The sequence below is a fragment of the Microcoleus sp. Pol14D4 genome, from assembly GCF_036701245.1.
Classification (GTDB): Bacteria; Cyanobacteriota; Cyanobacteriia; order Cyanobacteriales; family Microcoleaceae; genus Microcoleus.
In genome coordinates this window covers 38,698-62,175 of sequence record NZ_JAUBQM010000035.1, presented here as the reverse complement: position 1 = coordinate 62,175, position 23,478 = coordinate 38,698, and the positions used below count along the sequence as shown (strand labels likewise).

13 protein-coding genes and 1 pseudogene are annotated in these 23,478 nt (G+C 43.6%); 8 read left to right on the top strand and 6 right to left on the bottom strand.

All coding sequences use genetic code 11. From position 1 onward, the window contains the following. The 3 genes from QUA33_RS14640 to QUA33_RS14630 form a co-directional block, all read left to right on the top strand. The coding region (locus tag QUA33_RS14640) for an AAA family ATPase (protein ID WP_333149192.1) at positions 1-4,645 on the top strand (4,645 nt) is incomplete at its 5' end. Positions 4,646-4,688: 43 nt separating this feature from the next. Continuing rightward, complete coding sequence (locus tag QUA33_RS14635) at positions 4,689-4,853, top strand: ATP-binding protein (protein WP_333149196.1); 165 nt, start codon at positions 4,689-4,691, stop codon at positions 4,851-4,853. A 78-nt stretch (positions 4,854-4,931) separates the two neighbouring features. After that, positions 4,932-10,781 (top strand): AAA family ATPase, encoded by a 5,850-nt coding sequence (locus QUA33_RS14630; RefSeq protein ID WP_333149191.1) that lies wholly within the window; start codon positions 4,932-4,934, stop codon positions 10,779-10,781. A gap of 129 nt (positions 10,782-10,910) precedes the next feature. Here the strand turns inward: QUA33_RS14630 and QUA33_RS14625 are convergent, their stop codons facing one another. Continuing rightward, positions 10,911-13,133, bottom strand: coding sequence for a PAS domain S-box protein (locus tag QUA33_RS14625; protein ID WP_333149190.1), 2,223 nt, complete (start codon positions 13,131-13,133; stop codon positions 10,911-10,913). Between the two features lie 412 nt (positions 13,134-13,545). After that, entirely contained in the window at positions 13,546-15,024 is a 1,479-nt protein-coding gene (locus tag QUA33_RS14620) for a leucyl aminopeptidase (RefSeq protein WP_333099824.1), read from the bottom strand. Between the two features lie 337 nt (positions 15,025-15,361). Between QUA33_RS14620 and QUA33_RS14615 the strand changes: the two genes are divergently transcribed. Continuing rightward, on the top strand, positions 15,362-17,563 hold the full coding sequence (locus QUA33_RS14615) for a transglycosylase SLT domain-containing protein (protein ID WP_333149189.1): 2,202 nt from the start codon (positions 15,362-15,364) through the stop codon (positions 17,561-17,563). 146 nt (positions 17,564-17,709) lie between these two features. On the opposite strand, the gene QUA33_RS14610 is transcribed toward QUA33_RS14615, so the two are convergent. Then, positions 17,710-18,207, bottom strand: a complete 498-nt coding sequence (locus tag QUA33_RS14610) for a pentapeptide repeat-containing protein (RefSeq protein WP_333149188.1) — start codon at positions 18,205-18,207, stop codon at positions 17,710-17,712. A gap of 109 nt (positions 18,208-18,316) precedes the next feature. On the opposite strand from QUA33_RS14610, the gene QUA33_RS14605 reads away from it, so the two are divergent. After that, positions 18,317-18,685: a phage holin family protein gene (locus QUA33_RS14605; RefSeq protein WP_333149187.1), complete on the top strand. Its 369-nt coding sequence runs from the start codon at positions 18,317-18,319 to the stop codon at positions 18,683-18,685. Between the two features lie 4 nt (positions 18,686-18,689). Here the strand turns inward: QUA33_RS14605 and QUA33_RS14600 are convergent, their stop codons facing one another. Beyond that, positions 18,690-19,481: a cobalamin biosynthesis protein gene (locus QUA33_RS14600; RefSeq protein WP_333149186.1), complete on the bottom strand. Its 792-nt coding sequence runs from the start codon at positions 19,479-19,481 to the stop codon at positions 18,690-18,692. A gap of 121 nt (positions 19,482-19,602) precedes the next feature. Here QUA33_RS14600 and QUA33_RS14595 point away from each other — a divergent pair, with 121 nt between their 5' ends. Continuing rightward, positions 19,603-19,965 carry a hypothetical protein gene (locus QUA33_RS14595; RefSeq protein ID WP_333149185.1) on the top strand — a complete coding sequence of 121 codons (363 nt, stop codon included), beginning with the start codon at positions 19,603-19,605 and terminating at the stop codon, positions 19,963-19,965. Positions 19,966-20,022: 57 nt separating this feature from the next. On the opposite strand, the pseudogene QUA33_RS14590 reads toward QUA33_RS14595, so the two are convergent. Further along, positions 20,023-20,268: pseudogene (locus QUA33_RS14590) on the bottom strand (TetR/AcrR family transcriptional regulator); the annotation flags it as partial. Positions 20,269-20,343: 75 nt separating this feature from the next. On the opposite strand from QUA33_RS14590, the gene QUA33_RS14585 reads away from it, so the two are divergent. After that, positions 20,344-20,706 (top strand): hypothetical protein, encoded by a 363-nt coding sequence (locus tag QUA33_RS14585; protein WP_333149184.1) that lies wholly within the window; start codon positions 20,344-20,346, stop codon positions 20,704-20,706. 91 nt (positions 20,707-20,797) lie between these two features. Here QUA33_RS14585 and QUA33_RS14580 read toward each other — a convergent pair whose 3' ends face one another. Further along, on the bottom strand, positions 20,798-21,415 hold the full coding sequence (locus QUA33_RS14580) for a helix-turn-helix domain-containing protein (protein ID WP_333149183.1): 618 nt from the start codon (positions 21,413-21,415) through the stop codon (positions 20,798-20,800). Positions 21,416-21,697: 282 nt separating this feature from the next. Here QUA33_RS14580 and QUA33_RS14575 point away from each other — a divergent pair, with 282 nt between their 5' ends. Continuing rightward, entirely contained in the window at positions 21,698-23,293 is a 1,596-nt protein-coding gene (locus QUA33_RS14575) for a pitrilysin family protein (protein WP_333149182.1), read from the top strand. Positions 23,294-23,478 lie beyond the last annotated feature (185 nt).

The following is a 23,478-nucleotide window of genomic DNA, read 5'->3' as shown; positions in this document are numbered from 1 at the left end:
CTATCAAAGTGCCTGGGGATTGAAACATGACTTAGAAAAGTGTTTGCAGCAGTGCCAAGAAACTGGAAACATTGAAAGCTTTGAATTAGGAAAGCGGGATATATGCGATCGCTTCCTGATTCCCGACAAAATTTATGGACGAGAAACCGAAGTAAAAACGCTCATACAAGCCTTTGAAAGAGTCAGCGAAGGTGCAACAGAAATCATGCTAGTAGCGGGTTTTTCAGGAATTGGAAAAACCGCAGTTATCAACGAAGTTCATAAACCCATTGTCCGCCAGCGCGGTTATTTTATTAAAGGAAAATATGACCAATTTCATCGCAACATTCCCTTCAGCGCCTTTGTGCAAGCATTCCGCGATTTAATGGGGCAATTGCTATCCGAATCAGATTGGCAATTAGAAACATGGAAAAGCCAGATATTAACTGCATTAGGAGACAACGGACAAGTCTTAATTGACGTAATTCCTGAGTTGGAAAATATTATCGGTAAACAGCCAGCAGCCATTGAATTATCGGGAACAGCCGCCCAAAATCGCTTTAATCTCCTGTTGCAAAAATTTGTGCAAGTCTTTACCAGTAAAGAACATCCATTAGTCATGTTTTTAGATGACTTGCAATGGGCAGATTCCGCATCACTGAACTTGCTGAAATTATTGATGCAAGATGCTGGGTATCTATTAATACTAGGTGCGTATCGAGATAATGAAGTCTCCCCCGTACATCCATTCATTTTAACAGTGGATGAAATTGTCAAAACTGGGGCAACGGTGAATACAATTACTTTACCACCCTTAAGGCAACCTGATATGAATCAGTTGGTGGCAGATACACTGAATTGTGAATCATCTCTAGCCCAGCCTTTAACAAAATTGGTCTATCAAAAAACTCAAGGTAATCCTTTTTTTGCTACTCAGTTTCTCAAAGCATTACATGATGACAAGTTAATTAGCTTTGATTTCGAGATTCAATATTGGCAATGCGATATTGCCCAAGTGAAGGCCTTAGCAATTACTGATGATGTCGTTGAATTCATGGCATTGCAATTACAGAAATTGCCGCCAGAAACTCAGGATAGTCTCAAACTAGGGGCTTGTATAGGGGCGCAGTTTGATTTGAATACCTTAGCAATTGTCAGTGAGAAATCACCAGACAGTAGCGCCACAGCTTTATGGAAAGCCTTGCAGGAAGGTTTGGTAATTCCTACTACCGAAATCTATAAGTTCTTTACGCAATCTGATAGCGAGGAAGTTTTTAATGATTCCGCTAATCCGACTTATCGATTTTTACACGATCGCGTCCAACAAGCGGCTTATTCATTGATTCCTGACGAGCAAAAACAGCAGACCCATTACCATATTGGGCAACTACTCCAACAAAACTTATCAGAGATAGAAAAAGAGGAAAAGCTGTTTGATATTGTCGGGCATTTAAATTTAGGAATTGAGTTCATGACTCAAGCAGAGGAACGGGAAGCCTTAGCCAGATTGAACTTAGCAGCAGGACAGAAAGCCAGAAATTCTACAGCCTATGCAGGCGCCAGAAGTTTTGTGAAAACAGGGCTGGAGTTACTCACTGAAAACTGTTGGCAAACTCAGTATGAATTAACCCTGAATCTTTATGTGGCTGCGGCTGAAACGGCTTACTTAAATGCCGATTTTAATGGCATGGAAGAAATGGCAGCCCAGGTTTTGCGATCGGCGAAAACAATACTAGATAAAGTCAAGATATTTGAGATTCAAATTAACGCACTGACAACTCAGAGTCAGATGTTAGAAGCGATAGCTATCGGCACCAATGCCCTAGCACAATTGGGGATTGAACTCCCCTATGAAACTGACGAAGCATTGACACGCATTGCATTACAAAACCTTGCCAACCAACTGGAGGGCAAACAGATCGAGGAACTGGTTAACCTTCCCGTGATGAGCGATCCTCGGACAATCGCGGCGATGCAATTGTTAGGCATCTTGTTTCCGGCTATTTTTATGGGAAATCCTGCCTTGCAGCCTCTCCTTTGTGCCACAATGGTCAGTATATCACTTCAATTTGGCAATGCACCAGCATCAACAATCGGGTATGTGGGTTATGGCATTGTGCTGTCTGGTTTTTTCGGAGCAGTAGAAAAAGGTTATCGCTTTGGGCGAGTAGCACTGAGCTTACTCAATCAGTTGAATTGGCCAGAATTTAAATGTATCACTTTACTTTGGTTTGGCTGTTTTATTCAGCATCGTCAAGAACCACTGAGGGCAACAATCCCAACTGCGAAAGAAGGGTATTTAGTCGGAATGGAAACAGGTGATTTTCTCAATGCTGGCTACTGCGTCAGTAGTTATTTATATAATAATTTTTTTTCAGGGGTAGAGATTGATGATTGGCACGCAGAAATAGAAAATTACTGTGTTGTCTTAACGACTGTGAAGCAATATTCTCCTATGTTTTACGTGAAGATGACACAACAGACGGTGCAGAATTTGAGGGAAATTGTCAATCAACCGGATTTGTTAATCGGTCAGGCTTATGATGAAACCGTGATGTTTCCTCAGCATAATCAGAATAGAGAGCTTACTGCACTCGCTCTTGCCTATAACTACAAACTAATGCTTGCCTATCTCTTTGGCAACTACACCAACGCCCTAGACTACATTGCTCAAGCAAGCCTCTATTTGAGGGTGGCGGCAGCAATGATTCATACTCCGGTTTTCCATTTCTATGCCGGGTTAACCTGCTTGGCAGTCTGCTCTAAGCAGTCAGAAATTGAGCAAGCGAACAGTCTCGCTTTGGCAGAAACCCATCAAACCACTTTGGCTCAATGGGCACACCAGGCGCCGATGAATCACAAACATAAAATTGACTTGGTAGAAGCAGAAAAATGCCGGGTTTTAGGCAAGAATTATGAAGCTGGAGATTGGTACGATCGCGCAATTGCCGGAGCCAAGAAAAACGAATATATCCAAGAAGAAGCTTTAGGCAACGAACTCGCTGCAAAATTCTACTTAGATTGGGGGAAAGAAAAAGTTGCACAATCTTACATGATTGAGGCGTATTACTGTTATTCCCGTTGGGGTGCAAAGGCTAAAGTCGCTTATTTAGAACAACATTATCCACAACTACTGAAAGCTATTCTCCAACCTGCTAACTTTGTAATCACATCTGGGACAACAATCAACCCTACCTGGATGGGAAGCCTAGCTAGCGTCAGTAGTAGCGAGAATGTATGGTTAGATTTTCCAGCAGTAATGATGGCGGCACAAGCTATTTCACAAGAAATTGAATTAGAGAAACTGTTAGCCACTTTGATGCAGATTACGCTTGCGAATGGGGGAGCACAAATCGGTTGTTTAGTGCTTCGCCAAGACCGACAATGGTTAGTCGTCGCTCAAACCGCACAAAAGCAGACAAAAATATTAGAAATTCCTCTGGAACAATATCAGGAAATTCCTCATAGTTTAATTTATGCGGTGGCACGAACTCAAGCGACGGCTGTTTTTGATAACTTAAGTACAGCCGACCAATTTGCAGGCGATCGCTATATTATTGCTCATCAACCTAAATCAGTTTTATGTACTCCAATTATTCGCCAAGGAAAACTCGTCGGTATTGTTTACTTAGAAAATAACTTAACACTGGGAGCATTTACTAATGAGCGAGTAGAAATTCTCCAGATACTCGCAGCTCAAGCGGCGATCTCTATTGAGAATGCTCGTTTATATAAACAAATAGAAAAATATTCCCAAAGCTTAGAAGCAGAAGTAGCGCAAAAAACGGAAGATTTAAGCCAAAAAGCTTTTGATTTAGAGCAAGCATTTAAAAACTTACAACAAACCCAAGCACAATTAATTCAGAGCGAAAAAATGTCATCTCTCGGTCAACTGGTAGCTGGGATTGCTCACGAAATTAACAATCCAGTAACATTTATTCGCAGTAATGTTGCACATATAGAGGATTATGTCAAAGATTTGCTTATTTTACTTGATATTTATCAACAAGAGTATCCTGAAGCCCGTGGAGTAATTCAAGCAAAAATAGAAGAAATGGATTTAGAATTTATCTGGAAAGATTTAATTAAAATTCTAGAATCTATGAAATCAGGGAGCGATCGCATTAGCCAAATTATCCTGAGTTTGCGTAACTTTTCCCGCTTAGATGAGGCAGAGATGAAAGCAGTAGATTTACATACCGGAATAGAAAGCACTTTGCTAATTTTACAAACTCGCTTAAGACTAAGCGATGGCAAATCAGAAATACAAGTTATTAAAAGTTATGGAAATCTGCCCAATGTCATTTGTTATGCTAGTGAGATAAATCAAGTATTTCTGAGTATTATCAGTAACGCTATTGATGCTCTTCAATCAATTAATAAAACAGAAAAAAATCCTGTAATCATGATTCAGACTGAAGTCATAGAAAAAGACAGGGTTAGAATTAAAATCTCTGATAATGGTGCTGGTATCCCGGCGAGTATTCAATCCAGAATATTCGATCCCTTTTTTACAACTAAACCAGTGGGTAGCGGTACAGGTTTAGGTTTATCTGTTAGCTATGGTATTGTCAAAAAACATGGCGGTAAATTAACCTGTAATTCTAGAGTTGGAGATGGTACAGAGTTAGCGATCGAGATTCCTATCAGCTATATTAGAGCCTAAAGAATCTTCTTACTGCTAAGCCCGTTGGGATGTCAAACAAAAAATATTCGCTCATTTATTGACAACGAAAGCAGTGGGCAAAGGCACGGGATTGGGTTTGGCGATCGCACGGCAGATTGTAGTTGAGAAACATAGCGGTTCTATTCACATCAACTCTCGACAGGGAGCCGGAACAGAATTTATCATCACCTTACCCACTAATGCCTAACAAAAAAGTTAATTTTTTTCTCTTCTTCAGACCCATTTACCCGCTCGTTAACCCACCAATTACCAAATAACAACAACCATGAATAACTCTCACCAAAACCGCAACCAAAACATAAGCATTCAAATTCCCAACTATCAAATTCTCCAAACAGTTTATTCAGGAAGTCGCACCTTAGTTTATCGGGCCATCCGTACCAGTGACCGATTACCTGTCGTCATCAAACTGCTGAAAAACGAGTATCCCACCTTTAGCGAGCTGGTGCAATTTCGCAATCAATATACCATAGCTAAAAACCTTTGTCAACCGGGAATCATCCAAACGTATAGTCTCGAACCCTCTCGAAATGGCTATGCATTAGTCATGGAAGACTTTGGGGGAATTTCGCTTCAGGAATGGGCGATTAAAGGGAAAAACGCACTATCTTTGAGAGAGTTTTTGGAAATCGCGATCGCACTATGCAATACCTTAGATATTCTCTACCGAGAGCGCATTATTCACAAAGACATCAAACCCAGCAATATCTTAATTAATCCCGAAACCAAACAAGTCAAATTAATTGACTTTAGTATTGCGTCTTTACTTCCAAGAGAAACACAAACTTTGATAAATCCCAATGTATTAGAAGGGACACTTGCTTATATTTCCCCAGAACAAACTGGTCGAATGAATCGGGGGATTGACTATCGAAGTGACTTTTATTCTTTGGGTGTGACTTTCTACGAATTACTCACAGGGAAATTACCATTTGAATCAAATGACCCAATGGAGTTGGTACATTGTCATATTGCCAAAGCAGCACCATTAGTACATAAAAATAACCCACAACTCCCCTCGATAGTCTCAGAGATTGTCAGTAAATTGATGGCAAAAAACGCCGAAGATAGATATCAAAGTGCATTAGGACTGAAATATGATTTAAAAAAATGTTTACATCAACTACAAAAAACTGAGAAAATTCAGAGCTTTAAAATTGCACAACGGGATAGGAGCGATCGCTTCATCATCCCCGACAAACTCTACGGACGAGAAACCGAAGCAGAAACTTTACTGCAAGCATTTGAGCGAGTCAGTCTTGGTGCAACAGAAATGATGCTGGTAGCAGGTTTTTCGGGTATTGGTAAAACCGCCGTTGTCAACGAAGTTCATAAACCAATTGTTCGGCAACGCGGTTATTTTATCAAAGGAAAATTTGACCAATTTCAACGCAATATTCCCTTCTCTGCTTTTGTCCAAGCATTTCGGGATTTAATGGGGCAATTGTTAACCGAAAGTGATGTCCAACTAGAGCAATGGAAAAATCAAATATTAGAAACTGTCGGAGACAACGGTCAGGTAATTATTGAAGTCATTCCCGAATTAGAAAAAATCATTGGTGAACAACCATCAGCAGTAGAATTATCAGGAGCGCCAGCCCAAAATCGCTTTAATTTATTGTTTCAAAAATTCACCCAAGTCTTTACTAGCGCCGAACATCCATTAGTGATGTTTTTAGATGATTTACAATGGGCTGATTCAGCATCATTAAAGTTGATGCAGCTATTAATGGCTGATACAGATCATCTTTTCATCATTGGTGCCTATCGGGATAACGAAGTCAATCCAGCCCATCCATTAATGCTGACTTTGAGCGAAATTCAAAAAAACCCAGCAGCCATTAATACTATTACTTTAACACCCCTGAGTCAATGCCAAATCAATCAATTAGTCGCTGATACCCTAAAAAGTACCGAAAATTTGGCATTACCCCTTTCACAATTAGTCTCTCAAAAAACTAAAGGCAACCCATTTTTTGCCACCCAATTTCTCAAAGCCCTACACGAAGAAAATCTCATTCAATTTAACTTGGAGTTAGGCTGTTGGCAATGCGATCTGTCCAAAATTAATCAACAAGCCTTGACCGATGATGTTGTAGAATTTATGGCGTTGCAGTTAGAGAAGTTACCCTTAGTAACCCAGAATATTCTGAAGTTAGCGGCTTGTATTGGCAATCAGTTCGATCTAGCAACATTAGCAATTGTTTCAGAACACTCAGATGTAGAAACCGCAGCCAATCTATGGAAATCATTACAAGAAGGTTTGATTTTACCGATCGGTGATGTTTATAAATTTTATCTAGGGGAAGAAACTCAAGCCGTTACGCCAGAAAATTCTCAAAATGTTACCTCCTACAAATTTTTACACGATCGCGTTCAACAAGCAGCCTATTCCCTAATTCCAGACGACCAAAAACAGGCGACTCATTACCAAATCGGACAACTGCTGCTGCAACAGATTTCCGCACAAGCAAGAGAAGACCGTATTTTTGAAATTGTCAATCAATTAAATCACGGAACTGCTTTAATTACCAAACCAACAGAAGGAGAAGAATTAGCCCAACTCAATTTAATTGCCTGTCGCAAAGCCAAAACTTCAACCGCCTATCAAGCCGCCCATGAATATGCCACAGTGGGATTGTCTTTGTTGGCAGAAAATACTTGGCAGCAGCAGTATGAAATGACCCTAGCCTTGTATGAATTAGCAGCGGAAGTGGCAATGCTAAACGGTAATTTTGAGGCGATGGAACAGTTCATTGATATTGTGATTCAACAGGCACGCTCCTTACCTGAAAAAGTCAACGTTTACTGCTTTAGAATTCAATCTCATATTTCCCAAAGTAAATTAACCTCAGCGATCGCGATCGCCCAACCAGTTTTACAACAGCTTGGCGTCACCTTTCCTGAAACACCAACACGATCAGATCTTCAACAGGAAATCCAAGAGATTGAGGAACTTATTGGAAATAGGGAAATTGCCGATTTGGTTAACTTGCCTGAGATGAGGGATGTGGAAAAACTCGGTACTATTAAGATTGCCAGTATCATCAGCCCAGCAGCTTACCTCACTGGCTCTGCGCTGTTCCCATTGCTGAGTACTTTGTCGGTTAAACTTTCCATTCAGTACGGTAACACATCGATTTCTGCTTACGGCTATGTGAACTATGGCAATATTCTCTGCAATTTCTTCCAAGTCGTGGATACAGGAACACAGTTTGGTTTCTTGGCACTCCAGATTATTTCAAAACTCGATGCCAAAGCAAGTAAAACAGATGTTTTGATGCTCTTGGGGTTATTTGTTGTACACCGAAACTCTCACATTCAAGAAACACTACCCCTGTTGCAAGAAGGTTACATCACTGCCATAGAATTTGGGAACTTGGTACTTGCTGGGTATAATGGCCACAGTTTTTGCCTCAATTCTTTTTGGTGTGGTCAATCCCTGGCTACGTTAGAGCAGGAAATTTGCGCTTACTGCCATAGTTTGATGCAATTAAATCAATTGACAACCGCAAATTATTGCCGGATCTATTGGCAGCCTGTTTTAAATTTGCTAGGTCTTGCAGAACATACTACCCTTTTGTCTGGGAAAGCCCTTGAAGAAACAGAATTTCTCCAGCAGCTACAATCTGCCAAGGATGGATATGGATTGTATATTTTCCATTTGTATAAACTGATGCTTTGTTTCTTGTTTGGAGAAATTGAGCCAGCGAAAAATCATGCTATTGAAGTCAGGCGCTATTTTATGGCTGGTGCGGGATTAGTCAGCGAACCAGTATTTTATCTTTATGAGTCTCTGCTAACTCTGGCACAATTGAATCCAGAGTTAGATGAAACATCAGAAGCATTGCAGGGTGTCATAGAAAACCAAACCAAGTTACAGCAATGGGCGTATCATGCACCCATGAATTATCAACATAAGGTTGATTTGGTAGCGGCAGAAAAATGTCGAGTGTTAGGACAAAGAGCCGAAGCAATTGAGTTTTACGACAAGGCGATTTCTCTTGCCAAAGCCAACGAATATACCCAAGAAGAAGCACTTGCTAACGAACTGGCTGCTAAATTCTACCTAGATTGGGGCAAAGAGCGCATAGCCGGGGAATACATGATTGCAGCCTACTATGCCTATGCTCGTTGGGGTGCAAAAGCCAAAGTTGCTGACCTAGAAGCTCGCTATCCGCAACTGCTTGCACCTATATTAGAGCAAATCCGTTCTCCTCTCTCCACTCACGAAACTATCTTCACTTTAGGGAGTGTTACCTCCACCAGTTCTGCCACATCCAGTAGTAGTGTTTCTGTGGCTTTAGATTTAGCTGCTATTCTCAAAGCTTCCCAAGCAATATCCGGTGAAATCGAACTCGAAAAGCTACTTTCATCGTTGCTTTCAATCGTCATTGAAAATGCGGGGGCTGATAAATGCGTGTTCATGCTCTTGCGAGACGATCGCCTGTTAATTAAAGGGTCAATTACCGAGGGTTCCAAGCCAGTTGTCTTGCAGCGTCTTCCCATTGAAGAGAGTCAAGAAATTCCCCTGAAGCTGATTTACAAAGTCAAGCACAACAGGCAGACTGTTGTGCTGCTGGATGCGACGACCGAGCGGACTTTAATAAATGACCCATATATCATGCGTCAGCAGCCGAAGAGTATCTTGTGTAGTCCGATTTTGCATCAAGGGAAGCTGATGGGCATTTTATATCTAGAAAACAATTTAGTTACGGGAGCATTTACAAGCGATCGCGTTGAACTACTTAACTTACTTTGCGCTCAAGCGGCGATTTCCTTAGAAAATGCTCGACTTTACGAGCGATCTCAGAACTATGCTCAACAGCTAGAACAGTCTCTGGAAGAGTTAAAGAATAGTGAAGCCCGCTTTCAGAAACTTGCCAATAACGTACCTGGCTTGATTTATCAGATTCGGATTCAAGCCGATGGTTCTGCTTCAGTGCCCTACGTCAGTTCTGGATGTCAAACACTCTATGAAGTGGCGGCAGAGGATGTGATGGTAGGAAAATACAGCCTACGCGATTTTGAACATCCCGACGATCGAGCAGAGACGTTTCGGGCAGTTATCGAGTCCGCTCAAACGCTCACCCAATTTCAACATGAGTGGCGGATTATTACTCCCAATGGGAAAGTGAAATGGGTGAAAGCCGCTGCTCAGCCAGAACGTAGAGAAGACGGAGAAACCGTTTGGGATGGAATGCTGATTGATATTACCGATCGCAAGCAAGCAGAAGCAGGTGTGATTCAAAAATCACAGGAACTCGAACAGACTCTGGCAGATTTGCAGAACACCCAACTGCAAATGGTGCAAAGCGAAAAAATGGCATCACTCGGAAATCTGGTAGCAGGTGTTGCTCATGAAATTAATAACCCCGTGGGCTTTATTTGGGGCAATTTGAATGAAACCCAGCAAACGGTGGAAGACTTAGTGGAGCATCTCAATCTCTATCGCGATCGCGCCTCAGAAACAGAGCTTGCAGACCATGCCGAAGATATCGATTTAGACTATATCATCGAAGACTTGCCTAAAATGATTGACTCCATGAAAGTGGGATGCGATCGCATTAAAAGTATCAGCACTTCGCTCCGCACCTTTTCTAGAGCTGACAAAGACTATAAAGCGCCCTTCAACATCCACGAGGGCATAGATAGTACGCTCTTAATTCTCAAATATCGATTGAAAGCGAACGATGAGCGACCCGCCATTGAAGTAGTGAAAGACTACGGCAATATTCCGGCGATCGAATGCTTCCCCGGACAGCTTAACCAGGTATTTATGAACATTCTAGCCAATGCGATTGATGCGTTAGATGAATCAAATACTGGTCGAAGTTTTGCGGAAATTCAGGCGAATCCCAACCGCATTACAATTACAACCTCACTAGAAGATAACCAGGCTAAAATTACCATTACTGATAATGGAAAGGGTATGAGTGAATCAGTCAAAGAGAAAATATTCGATCATTTGTTTACGACGAAAGCGGTAGGGAAAGGAACGGGATTAGGATTGGCGATCGCACGGTTGATTGTAGTTGAGCAACACTTTGGTACGCTCGAAGTCAACTCAACTTTAGGTCGCGGTACAGAATTTATAATTTCACTGCCATGTTGAGCATTAGCTGGGTAATTTATAGCCAATTTTGGGATTTTTCTTGAAACTTGAAAGTTTTTTACACCCCACTTTACAATTTATAGTGAGCGATAAATTCTGCCAAATTCTTGATACTTCCGTCGGACTAATTCATAAAGGAATCTCGATCGCAAATTCCGTACCTTCTCCTACGGTGGAACGGCAGCTCAAGGCTCCGGCGTGTTTTTCCGCGACAATTCGGTAACTGATGGCTAACCCTAAACCAGTGCCTTTTCCCATGGGTTTTGTCGTGAAAAACGGGTCAAATAATCGACTCCGCACGTCTTCTGTCATGCCGATCGCATTATCGGCAATGCGGATGCAAATACTATTTTCGTTCAGGGCTTCTGTGCGAATCCTAATAGTTGGTGTCCAATCGTCGCCACCTGCAGCCGATCGCCTTTTTTGGTTGCAAGCATCTTCCAAGGCGTCAATACTGTTGCTAAGCAGATTCATAAATACCTGATTGAGCTGACCAGCATAACATTCTATTAAAGGGAGTTGACCGTAATCTTTGATGATTTTTATTTCTGGATAGTCGCCTCTGGCTCGGAGTTTGTTGTGCAATATTAAGAGGGTATTATCTATGCCTTCGTGAAGGTTGGTAGGCTTTTTTACGGAGTCGTCTAAACGCGAGAAATTTCGCAAGCTCAGAACTATTTCGCGAATGCGATCGGCTCCCATTTTCATCGAAGATAATATTTTTACTAAATCTTCTCTCAAAAATTCTAAATCGATATTGTCAATAAATTCTTGAACTTCTACCACGGGCTGAGGATAGTGTTTTTGGTAAAGTTCCACAAGCTGCAACAAGTCTCGGATATATTGGCTGGCGTAGGAAATGTTGCCGTAGATAAAACTGACAGGGTTATTAATTTCGTGAGCTACTCCAGCTACCATTTGACCGAGACTTGACATTTTTTCGGTATGAATTAGGTGAGCTTGAGTTTCTCGAAGTTCTTTGAGAGCGATTTCTAGCTGCTGGGCTCTGTTGTTGGCGATCGCCTCGGAGAGCCGCAAAGCATCCTCCGCTGCTTTGCGCTCAGTCATGTCAAAAATGGCACCGTTGAGGGATAAAACTTCACCGTCTGCGTTGAAAAGGGCTTGACCTTTCTCTGCAACCCACCGCACATTTCCGTCGCAGTGCATCAGGCGATATTCGATGATGTAAGGTTGTTTTGTCTTAATAGCCCGATCGATAATTGTCTCGATCTGCTCAGCGTCATCGGGATGAACTATACTCGGAAAAGCCTGCACCGGTTTTTGCATAAAGTTAGCTGCAGGATAGCCGGAAATAGCTTCTATGCCACTGCTGATAAAAGTTAGGCTCGATCGCCCAGCAGCACTGCATCGGTAAACCGCACCGGGAATGCTAGAAACTAATGACCTAAATTCTTCTTCCCTTTCTCGCAAAGCTGCCTCAATCCGCTTGCGTTCGCTAATATCGCGAGCAAACGCGCACTGATATTCTTTGCCGTTAAATTCCAAATGGTCGATCGTAATTTCTACCGGAAAAATGCGACCGTACTTAGTGAGGTGGTGAACTTCAATATTAACTGAACCGCAGCGTTTTAAGACTTTCCAGTGCAAGCTCCAAGCACTTTGGGGAAAATCTGGATTGATGTCGTGCACTGTCATCGAGAGCAATTCTGCTGCAGAATATCCCAATGAAGTGCAAGCAGCGTCGTTGACGTACAAAAATTTACCGTCGGGTCCGATCCAGAATATCGCATCTGCCGATCGGTCGATCGCAAACTGAGTCAGTTGCAACTTTTCTTCAACTCGCTGGCGATCTGCAATTTCTTTTTCTAACTGTTCATTAAGCGAATTGAGAGCTAAAGCGCGATCGACAATAGTATCTGAAGCGTAAAAATCGATCAATTCTTTCGCCAATTCTCCTTTCTCTATATCATGCTGGTGCGGATTTTCTTCTACCTGTTTTAACGACTGTTGTTGAAATTTTTCTCTTTGATTAAAACCAGACTCGGCAAGTGCTTTCGGCATCAGGGCGAAGGCGACTGCGGCTAAAAGCCAAGAAATCAAAGCACTTGTAGCTTTAAGAGTTACCGACAGCCAATATATGGAATGCCAAAGCGTCCAAACTTCCGTCAATTTAGCCGCACCCCAGGCAAAAAAAACAACGGCAAACACCCGGAAAATCCTGCGGTGAGAACCTTGGCGGGTAAAATAAACTAAAGATAGGGCGATCGAACAATAAGCCAGTGCAGTCAGCGAGTCAAAAACAGCGTACAATCGCAACTCCGGCACCAGCTTGCAGGCGAGTGTAGAAGATACAGAAATTGTTGAAAAAAAATTTGTTAATTGTTCTTGCATAAAGTTCAAGAAAAAAATTATCTGTACCAATGCAAATCCGATCAAATCTAATTATTTGATTTCGGCTAGTGAAATATTTACATAATTATATACTTTTTTCATTTTTTATGAAACAGCTATTTTTTCAGGAAATGTCAAAACTGTCGAGGTGGGGCCATGGGAAGGAAGATTTTCCCAAGTATGAGCAATGGTGAGCCTCACGGCTAGCAACGCTTAAGTTGCTCCCTGTAACGGAATACATAGGTTCGCGTAGCTATTGATTCAGAAACATTTAAATTGTTAATGATCGCTATTAAATTTTCTTTTAGATTACTTAAGCAGTGATCCAGGGGTTTTTAACCCCTGGATCACAGATGGACTAGCAGACTTTTAAGGCAGAGAAAATCTCAATTTTTGGGGTGGAAATCCACAATTAAGCGCCGCCCAGGGCCCACTGCACCAAAGTCCGAACTCCAAAACCGGTAGCCCCAGGGCCATTGTAACCATTTTCTTTGTCAGTCCAAACCGGGCCGGCAATATCTAAATGCGCCCATGCAGTATCCTTTACAAACTGCTTCAAAAATAGCGCCGCCGTAATCGAACCGCCGGGACGAGGGCCAGTATTTTTCATGTCGGCGTGCAATGCTTTCAAGCCCTCAAAATACTTCTCTTCCATCGGCATTCGCCAAAATTTTTCGCCTGCCAACTCTGAGGCGGCGACTATTTCGGCAGCGACGCTATCTTGAGGACTCCACAAACCCGCGATATCGTCGCCTAAAGCAATTACGCAGGCTCCGGTTAGAGTTGCTAAATCGACAATCGCGTCAACTCCCAATTTATCAGCAAATACCAAAGCATCAGCTAGTGTTAAACGACCTTCAGCGTCCGTATTGTTGACTTCTATTGTTTTGCCGTTGGAAGCTGTAAGGATGTCTCCAGGGCGCATGGCGCGGCCGCTGATCATGTTTTCAGTGACGGCGCTGATAAAGTGAACTTCTACATCTGGTTTGATGTGTCCGATCGCCTTTGCCGCTCCCAAAGTAGCCGCAGCGCCGCCCATATCTATTTTCATCATTTCAATGCCGCTGCCCGCACCTTTGATGTTCAAACCCCCAGAATCAAAAGTCAATCCTTTGCCCACAATTGCTATTTTGCGGCGCGGCGTGCCTTCGGGTTTGTAAGTCAAATGGATGAATTTGGGTGGTAAATCAGAGGCTAGTGCCACGCCGAGAAAGGCTCCCATTCCTAGTTTTTCGCAGTCTTCCCGCTCTAGTATTTCTAATTCTAAACCGCATTCGGCAGCCAGACTTTGAGCAGTTTCTGCCATGGTAATTGGGGTGACAAAATTTGCCGGCGCTGCGACTAATTCCCGTGCTAAAATGACTCCGGCAGTGATTTGACGGGATCGGGCGATCGCACTTTCGGTACCGGCAAAACCGAGCAAATGAATTTGTTCGAGTTGCGGGCTTTTGTCTTCCTGTTCCGATTTGAAACGGTTGTCTTGATTCAAGGAGAGTTCTACACCTTCGGCGATCGCGCTTGCTGTAACATCCGGCGCGTTTTTCCACACCGGAAAGCTAATTCCGAGGGTTTTGCATTTCTCTTTTTTGGCTAACTTGGCGCAAACGCCTGCTGCTTGCCGCACGGTGTCTAATTTTAAGTCCTCTGTTTTGCCCAAACCGACGATCGCAATTTTGCGAATGGGATTATTGCCGCCGACGCGGGTGATGGCGCTCGTGCCCACTTTGCCCTTAAAATCTACTTCCAGTAGCAGCTCTTTCAAAGTGCCTGCAAGCTTTTCATCTAATTGTGCCAGATCGCCGGTGAGTTCCAGGGCGTCCTCAAATAGACCAATTGCCAAGGCGTCTCCGGTCCAAACAGAGCGGGGCGTATCGGTGACTAGAAATTCCATGTTTTGATTTACACTTTAGATTTTAGATTTTTGATTGTACTTTGCAGTGGGTGGTTTGTGGTTTTTCGTTGGTGCGGGTAAATAGATCGATCGCACAAATTTTCCGCTCCACATCAAAATAAATTCTGCTACTATATCAGCCAAGTCCGCCTGCGATCGGATCTTCCACCAATCTCAATCATCTGTTTGGGGGTCGGCTGTCCGTTTTTGCCCCACTCTTAACATTTATTTCTCGTTAAACAGGTCTCCTGCCTGTGATGGCGTGGAACACCCATCCTGCCTCTGATGGCTTTTGACAAACGATCGCTTATCTATTGTTATTCTCTTAAATTTTCCCATGCTAAAACGACGCCGGGCCCGATTTTCTGTTTTAATCAGCGTTTCAGTTTGCGTTATTGCGATCGGCTCTTTGGTTGCTGGGACGAAATGGATGGGTTTTGGCTCGGTCCAGAAGGCTCAGCAGCCCCTGAATGCAGCGAATTCCGAATCGGAAGTCAAGATGCTGGTGTCGCTGTCACCGAGCGAGCGATCGGCAAAATTAGTTGAACTCGCAGCCAGTCAGTCTGAAAGTACGAACCCGCAGCAGGAAATCTCCCCTCAAAGCCGCGCCCGCTACCTGCTTGCCAGCGATTTAATCCAGCAAGGAAATGCGGCCAAAGCATTAAAATTATTGGACAAATTAGAGCAAGAATATCCGGTTTTAGCTGCTCACATTGCCCTAAAAAGAGCGCAAGCTTACCAATTGAGCGGCGACAAAGGCAAAGCCCAAAAAGCTTGGCAGGAACTGCTCAAAAACTATCCGAACGACCCCGTAGCAGCAGAAGCTTTATATGTTTTAGGCAAGTCAAAACTGGAATATTGGCAACAGGCAATTACTGAATTTCCCGGTCATCCCCGCAGCGTAGAAATTGCCCTCCGCAAGTTAAAAGAAAATCCCAATCAGCCGCAGTTGATGCTGCTCGTAGCAAAACACGGTCATTATGTCAAAGACTACGGGACAATTTTGGAACAACTGGTGCAGCGAAACAGCGCCGCTTTGAAACCGGAAGATTGGGAAGAAATTGCCTTTGGGTATTGGGAAAAACAAGATTACGGCAAAGGAGCTATTGCTTACGGGAAAGCTCCCCGCAACGCCAAAAATCTTTACCGCAAAGCTCGCGGTTTGTGGCTCGACGGAAAAATCCCGGAATCGAGAATTGCCTATCAAGAATTAGTGCGCGAGTTTCCCGATGCCGAAGATACTGGTTTGGGTTTAATTCGGCTATCGCGGCTGAGCGAACCGAAAGAAGCGATCGTTTTGCTCGATCGAGTTATTAGCAAATTCCCCAATTATGCCCCCGAAGCTTTGTTAGATAAATCCCAACTTCTCGACAAAGCACGCAGCGGTCAATCCGCCTCAGATACCCGGAAGTTGCTCTTGACAAAATACAATAATTCTGATAAAGCTGGCGAATTGCGGTGGACGATCGCCCAGCAGTTTGCCAAAGGCGGAGATTTAAAATCAGCTTGGCAGTGGGCGAGAGAATTAACCACCCACAATCCCGACAGCGAACAAGCTCCAGAAGCAGCATTTTGGGTGGGGAAATGGGCACAGCAACTCGGCCGCGAACAAGACGCCAAGACCGCATTTGACTACACGATCTTACGCTATCCAGAATCATATTTTGCGTGGCGATCGGCTGTACTTCTCGGCTGGCCAGTCGGCGACTTTACCACAGTCCGAGATTTGTCTCCCAATGTAGTGCGACCCCCTCAGCGCCCCGAACCAACTGCGGGTTCTCCTGCCTTGAAAGAACTTTATCAATTAGGTCAAGATAGAGATGCTTGGACGCTGTGGCAAGTAGAATTTATCGACCGCGTAGAACCAAGTATTGCCGAACAGTTTACCGACGGTTTAATGCGAGTTGCAGTCGGAGATAATTTAGACGGTTTGTGGATGGTTAGTAGTTTGCGGCAGCGCGAAAAACCAGATGATAGAACCGAATACCTCGCTCTGAGACAGCAACCGATTTATTGGCAAGCGCTTTATCCTTTTCCTTACTTAGAAACCATTGTCAAGTGGTCAAAAGAACGCACAATAAATCCAGTATTAGTAACCGCATTAATTCGGCAAGAATCGCGGTTTATGCCCTCCATCAAATCATCAGTTGGCGCCACCGGTTTAATGCAAGTAATGCCCGAAACAGCAGCTTGGGTTGCCGCTCAAATCAGCCTCAAAAAGTATTCATTGGAGAATGTGGACGACAATGTTAAACTCGGTACGTGGTATTTGGATCACACTCACGACGAGTATAAGAATAACTCGATGTTAGCTGTGGCGAGTTATAATGCCGGTCCGAATGCAGTATCAGATTGGTTGAAGAGGTTTAATTTTAGTGACCCGGATGCTTTTGCGGAAAAGATTCCCTTTCCTGAAACGAAAGGATACGTGAAATCGGTGTTTGAGAATTACTGGAATTATCTGCGGATTTACAATCCAGAAGTTAATCAGTTAATGAGTGAGCATTATGCGGCTGCTCAGAAAAAAGCAAAGCCTTAGTAAATTGGGTTTAGGCTAAGCTTTCAGGAACGGACTCTCCTGCCCGTTCCACAAACACCTTTATTTTTTGTATTGATTTTGCGGGTGAGCTTCTAGCACGCCCCTACCAATATTCCAGCAGTGAAATTATGGAATGATAAAATAAATCAGCGGCATCCCAAGGAATCGCGAGTAGAAATCCCTGTTTGAGAATTAATACCGCTGGCTTTTGTGCACAATTCTTTAACTTGTGAGCCGTCCATAATTGCGTCGGTAAAGTCAGCGCCGGTAATATCAACTCCGTCAAAAGTAGAACGCAGCAAAATTGTTTCCGCTAAAATTGCATCACTTAAATCGGCATTAGTAAATTTAACTTGATCTATCATTGCATTAGTTAAATTTGCTCCGTGCAAATTCGCCTGAGTCATCACCGAAGCGCTCATAATTGCTCCCCGCAAATCGGCATTAGAAAAATTAGTCAAGTCCATATTAGCGTTAGAAAACTCAGCGGCCCGCAGCATTTGACCCGAAAAATCGCGTCTTGTCAGTTCGGCATTGCTAAAGGACAACGGCGGAGCGTAATATTTAGATTGAGCCAGCGCTGGCCGCGGCAGGATGAAGATAGTTAGCGCCAAAAGGAATGCTGCTAGTTGCCGAAGTTTCATAAGTCTGATATTCTCGCAAGGTGGGTATTTCGTAGTGTATCCCGAACTTGGGTCGATCGACTAAACAGGTACAATCTTAATTAATAGTGATGGAGATGGAAAAAAAGATATGCTAAGTTTTTTCTTAACTTGGATAGTAGCAGCAGTTTCGCTGATCGTTACCGCTAACATTGTACCAGGTATTTCGGTGGTTAGCTTTCCGGCGGCGATGGTGGCTGCTGTTGTTATCGGATTGGTGAACGCGGTTGTCAGACCGATTCTTACATTGCTGACGCTGCCTTTGACCATTATTACTTTAGGTTTGTTTTTATTCGTTGTGAATGCAATTTCGCTTTCCCTGGCTTCGTGGTTGGCGGGTGCGTTCAATATCGGCTTTGCGGTTAACGGTTTTTGGCCGGCTTTGTTTGGTTCGATTGTTTTGTCATTCGTGTCTGGGTTGATTGGTCGATTTGTGAATGCCAATACTTTGTCTCAGTAATACATTATCCCAGATACTCGATCGGGCAAACTGCAACCGCTACTGTTACCGCAGAACCCGCCCTAACCCCTCCTTGTGAAAGGGGGGGATTTTTGCTGCGAAATATTTTTTTAGGAACTAAGAGGGGATTTGAACCGCAGATAAACGCAGAGGGGCGCTGATGATTGATGGATATCTGCGTATATTCGCGTTCATCTGCGGTTAAATTTTCTTTTTTAACTGCACAAAGTGCCGCAGCTTCTGCTACACTAGGCGTCCCGACTTGTTTGACTACAATATTTGAAGGATTGGGGACTTCTACGGAACTTAAAATGTCAGCAGCAAAGGTTTTTAACGGCCAATTTCGCTCTTGACAAAGTTCTAGCAAGCCGACTTCATCTGCTTTAGTGTCTATTGTAGCAATCCCTGCGATCGCACTTTCCGCTAAATGATTAGCGCGACATACATTTTGAATCGCTGTTTCGATTAATTCTCGCCCTGTTCCGCGTTCGCAACCTATCCCTATCCACAACACTCTCGGATGCCACTGAACTTTTGGCAAAGCAGATTCCGGCGAAAATCTTCTCTGGGTAAAACTAATCCAAATTCGAGCTTTGATAGTCGATAGATTTTCCCCCTCCCAATACAAAGAATGTTTTTCGGGCAGACTGTTTTGCCACAAAGTAGAACCAACTTCTTGAATTACTTCGACAGTTTCCCCTCTAGCCATAGCCGCCGCCACTCCTGTCCAGTCACCTTCCCCGCGCTGCCAGCCGCTGGGAATGTCTAGCATCTCTAAAGTAAATTCATCGCTCATTATTCCGTTATCTATTCTGTAGTTTCACTGCGACCGCAATCTTAAAAAAAAACTTAACACTCTGTTTAGTGAAAATTTTGGTATAATTGTAGCACAAACTACAAAAAATCAAACATTTAAGATGGTAGAACTAAATAAGTTACTGTTAGAGTTTGAAAGCAACCTCAAATCGGAAGGAGTCAAAAAAGAATGGAAAGAGCGCCGGGAAAGTTGGGTTAGCGATGTGGCAGCATCAGTAAACCTGACATATCTAGCAGAATTGCTAGTTGAATTGGAATCTAACTTGCAGGGAGAATCGGTTGATATTCAGTGGCCAGAGCGTCGGAACCGTTGGGTAGAAGAATGTCTGGGAGCATCAATTGTTCAAGAAGTATCAAGTTTATTGCTGGAACTAGAAACCAATACCAATTCGGAAGCTATGGCTGATGAATGGTCGCACAATCGCGAAAATTGGGTACAGCAAATGCACAAGTTTAAGGAGTAGTTTAGGCTATTCAGAGCCTGTAGATATGCGTTTTCAGGCTCTAAAGTTTCCTAATTACTAATGACTAATGACTAATTCTGGATCTTTCTTTCTGCAAAACCAATTCAGAAAAATATCTGCGAGTCCTTCAGCCATTTCCTGTATTTGCGGCCGAGAAGGATTCGGTTCCATAATCGTATTTTGACTGAAAGGCGCGACTGCAAACATTCCCAAAAATAGCTGAGGGACAATCTTCGGATTCATCTTTGGATAAACTTGTTTTTCCATCGCCGTTTGCAAAAAAGCCTCAGCCACATCGCTCATTATAAAAAACCAACACTGTCAATCAATAAATTTTGTACAAAAATAGCGCAAACTGCAAACAAGACAAAATTTAATATGGTAGAACTAAACCAATTACTGTTAGAGTTTCAATCCCACCTAAACTGGGACGCAGTGAGGGAAGAATGGAAAGAACGTCGTGAGTGTTGGATGAGCGAGGTGTCAGCAGCAAGTGACGAGAAAAACCTAGCCAAATTGCTAGTTGAATTAGAATCACATTTTCAGCGAGACGCGGTACAAAGTCTCTGGAAAATGATCCGTGAAAGTTGGGTAGAAGAATGTCATATAGCATCGACGCTGGAAGAAGTATCAAGTCTCTTGTTGGAACTTGAAAGCAATACAACTTGGGAAGTAGTGACAGATGAATGGCAGGATAATCGGGAAAAGTGGGTGCAAAAGATGTACGAATTTATAGAGTAATTGGGGATTAGTGACAGGTTATTGGTTATTGGTTATTAATTATAATCACCAATAAGTAACAACCAACAAATAACCAATAACTAATGACTAATCATTCATCTTTAATTAAAACCCCATTCAGAAAAATATCTGCGAGTCCTTCAGCCATTTCCTGCATTTCTTGCACAGAAGCATTCGGCTCCATAATCGTATTTTGACTGAAACCCGCGACTGCAAACATTCCCAAAAATACCTGAGCGACAATCTTCGGATTCATCTTCCGATAAACTCCTTTTTCCATTGCCGTTTCAAAAAAAGCCTCAGCCACATTTGTCATTTTTCCGATGACTTCCAACTGAATTCTGTCGCGCAAATCCGGGTGAAATTGCGCCTCCAAAAAACACACCCGCATCATGTCGCTATTCTCGCGGATATTCAGCATCCGCCGCCGCATCACCTGAGCCACTGCTTTGTAACTGCCCATCTCGCTTAATTCAGTCAGCAAATCCGTCAGCAACTCCACCCATCCTTCCGTCGCCACCTCAATCAAAATCGCTTTTTTATTATCAAAATGCCGAAATAGCGTACCCTCTGCCACCCCCGCCGCCGCTGCTAAATCGCGAGTTGTCGTGCCGTCGTATCCGCTGCGGGCAAACAACCGCTGAGCGGCTTGTAAAATCCGCTTCTTGGTTTCTGTTTCAGAAGGAGGAGACTGATTAAAAATTCGCATGGCTTTGCAATCGGTAATTGGCGACTTGGATCTACGGTATCGGGACTGAATGGCTAAATTAATGTTAAGTTTTAAGTTGTGCGCGGCTTTGATCCCAAACTTAAAACTCCTCGCTCAACTCCAGACCCTTTTTGAGATTTGCTGTATCAGCCTAACATCTGCGGCGCAACAGATCGCTTATGCCTCCAAAAATCTTTATCCTTAAAAAAGAATCTCTGACCGCCGAGCACAAACATTTTTTGTTTGACAATCCAAAATCTCAATTCTAAAATCTAAAATCGAATGACCCCGCAGTTCCAAAAACCCCGTGAAGCGAAGCTATCCCGTAGGGAATCGCCCGATCGCCAAACTCGATTCATCGCCTCCCTGCTGACCGCTGTACTGCTGTGGTGGGGCATTTCTCCAGAAATGGCCCTTGCCCGCCCCAACCCCGCTAGCGGCTCCCAAGCAGTCTCTGTTCAACCGTCGCTCGATCGAGTAATCAGCCAAGTCAGCGAATTTAAGCTCGACAACGGCATGAAATTCATCGTACTCGAAAGGCCCAGAGCGCCCGTAGCATCGTTTCTGATTCACGCCGATGTCGGCGGCGCAAACGAACCAGACGGCCAAACAGGTGTCGCTCACTATCTCGAACATTTAGCCTTTAAAGGCACGCCAAAAATCGGCACTACCGACTACCAAGCCGAAAAGCCGCTCTTAGAAAAACAAGACCAACTCTTCGAGCAAATGCAAGCAGCCAAGGCCAGTGGCAAAACTGAAGAAGTCGCCCAATTAAAAGCAGAATTCGACAAAGTTGAAGCTGAAGCTTCGCAATTTGTCAAGCGTAATGAACTCGGCAAAATAGTGGAACAAGCAGGCGGAGTCGGACTAAATGCCGCTACTTCCACCGACGCCACAATGTATTTTTACAGCCTTCCAGCTAATAAGTTAGAAATGTGGATGTCGCTGGAATCCGAGCGATTTCTAGAACCAGTATTTCGGGAATTTTACAAAGAAAAACAGGTAATTTTAGAAGAGCGCAGGCTCCGAACCGAGAATTCTCCGATCGGACAAATGGTTGAAGTTTTTGCCAACAAAGCTTTCTCTGCTCATCCCTACCGCCGCCCCGTAATTGGCTACACTGAAGACATTAAAAACCTCAGCCGCAGCGACGTGCAGAAGTTTTTCGAGACTCACTACGTCCCCAGCAAGCTGACTGTGGCCGTGGTAGGAGACGTGAAAGCTTCGGAGGTGAAGCGACTAGCTCAAATTTATTTCGGTCGTTACAAGGCGAAACCAGCGCCTCCAGAATTGCAGATTGTCGAACCTCCCCAAACGCAAACTAAGGAAGTCACGCTGCAATTAAAAACTCAGCCTTGGTATTTGGAAGGATACCACCGGCCTGCGATGAATCATCCCGACAATGCGATTTATGAAATGATTGGTTCTTTGCTCAGCGATGGCCGTACTTCTCGGCTTTACAAATCTTTGGTAGAACAACAGCAATTGGCGCTGGCGGCTCAAGGTTTTAGCGGTTATCCGGGGGAAAAGTATCCGAATTTGATGTTATTTTACGCTCAAACTGCTCCGGGCCGCACGGTTGATGAAGTAGCTGCAGCTTTGAGCAAGGAAATCGATCGCCTGAAAACTGAGCCCGTTTCTGCTTTGGAATTGGAGCGAGTGAAAACTCAGGCGAGAGCCGATTTGTTGCGATCGCTCAATTCTAATATGGGCATGGCATTTGCGCTGGCGGACTATCAAGTAAACACCGGTTCGTGGCGAAATTTGTTCAAGGAATTGGATGCGATCGCGGCTGTTACTCCCGCTGACATTCAGCGTGTCGCTCAGGCAACTTTTCGCCCGGAAAATCGCACGATTGGTAAGCTTTTGCCACTGTAAGAAGAAGGTTCGGCAACGGATTCTGTAACGGATGTAACGGATGTAACGGATGTCAGTTCGATGTCCGTCGGAAGAAGGAAGAAGGAAGAGGGAAGAGGGAAGAAGGAAGAGGGAAGAAGGAAGAGGGAAGAAGGAAGAGGGAAGAAATACTCGTTTCCAGGCTCTGCCTGGGAACGTATATCCGC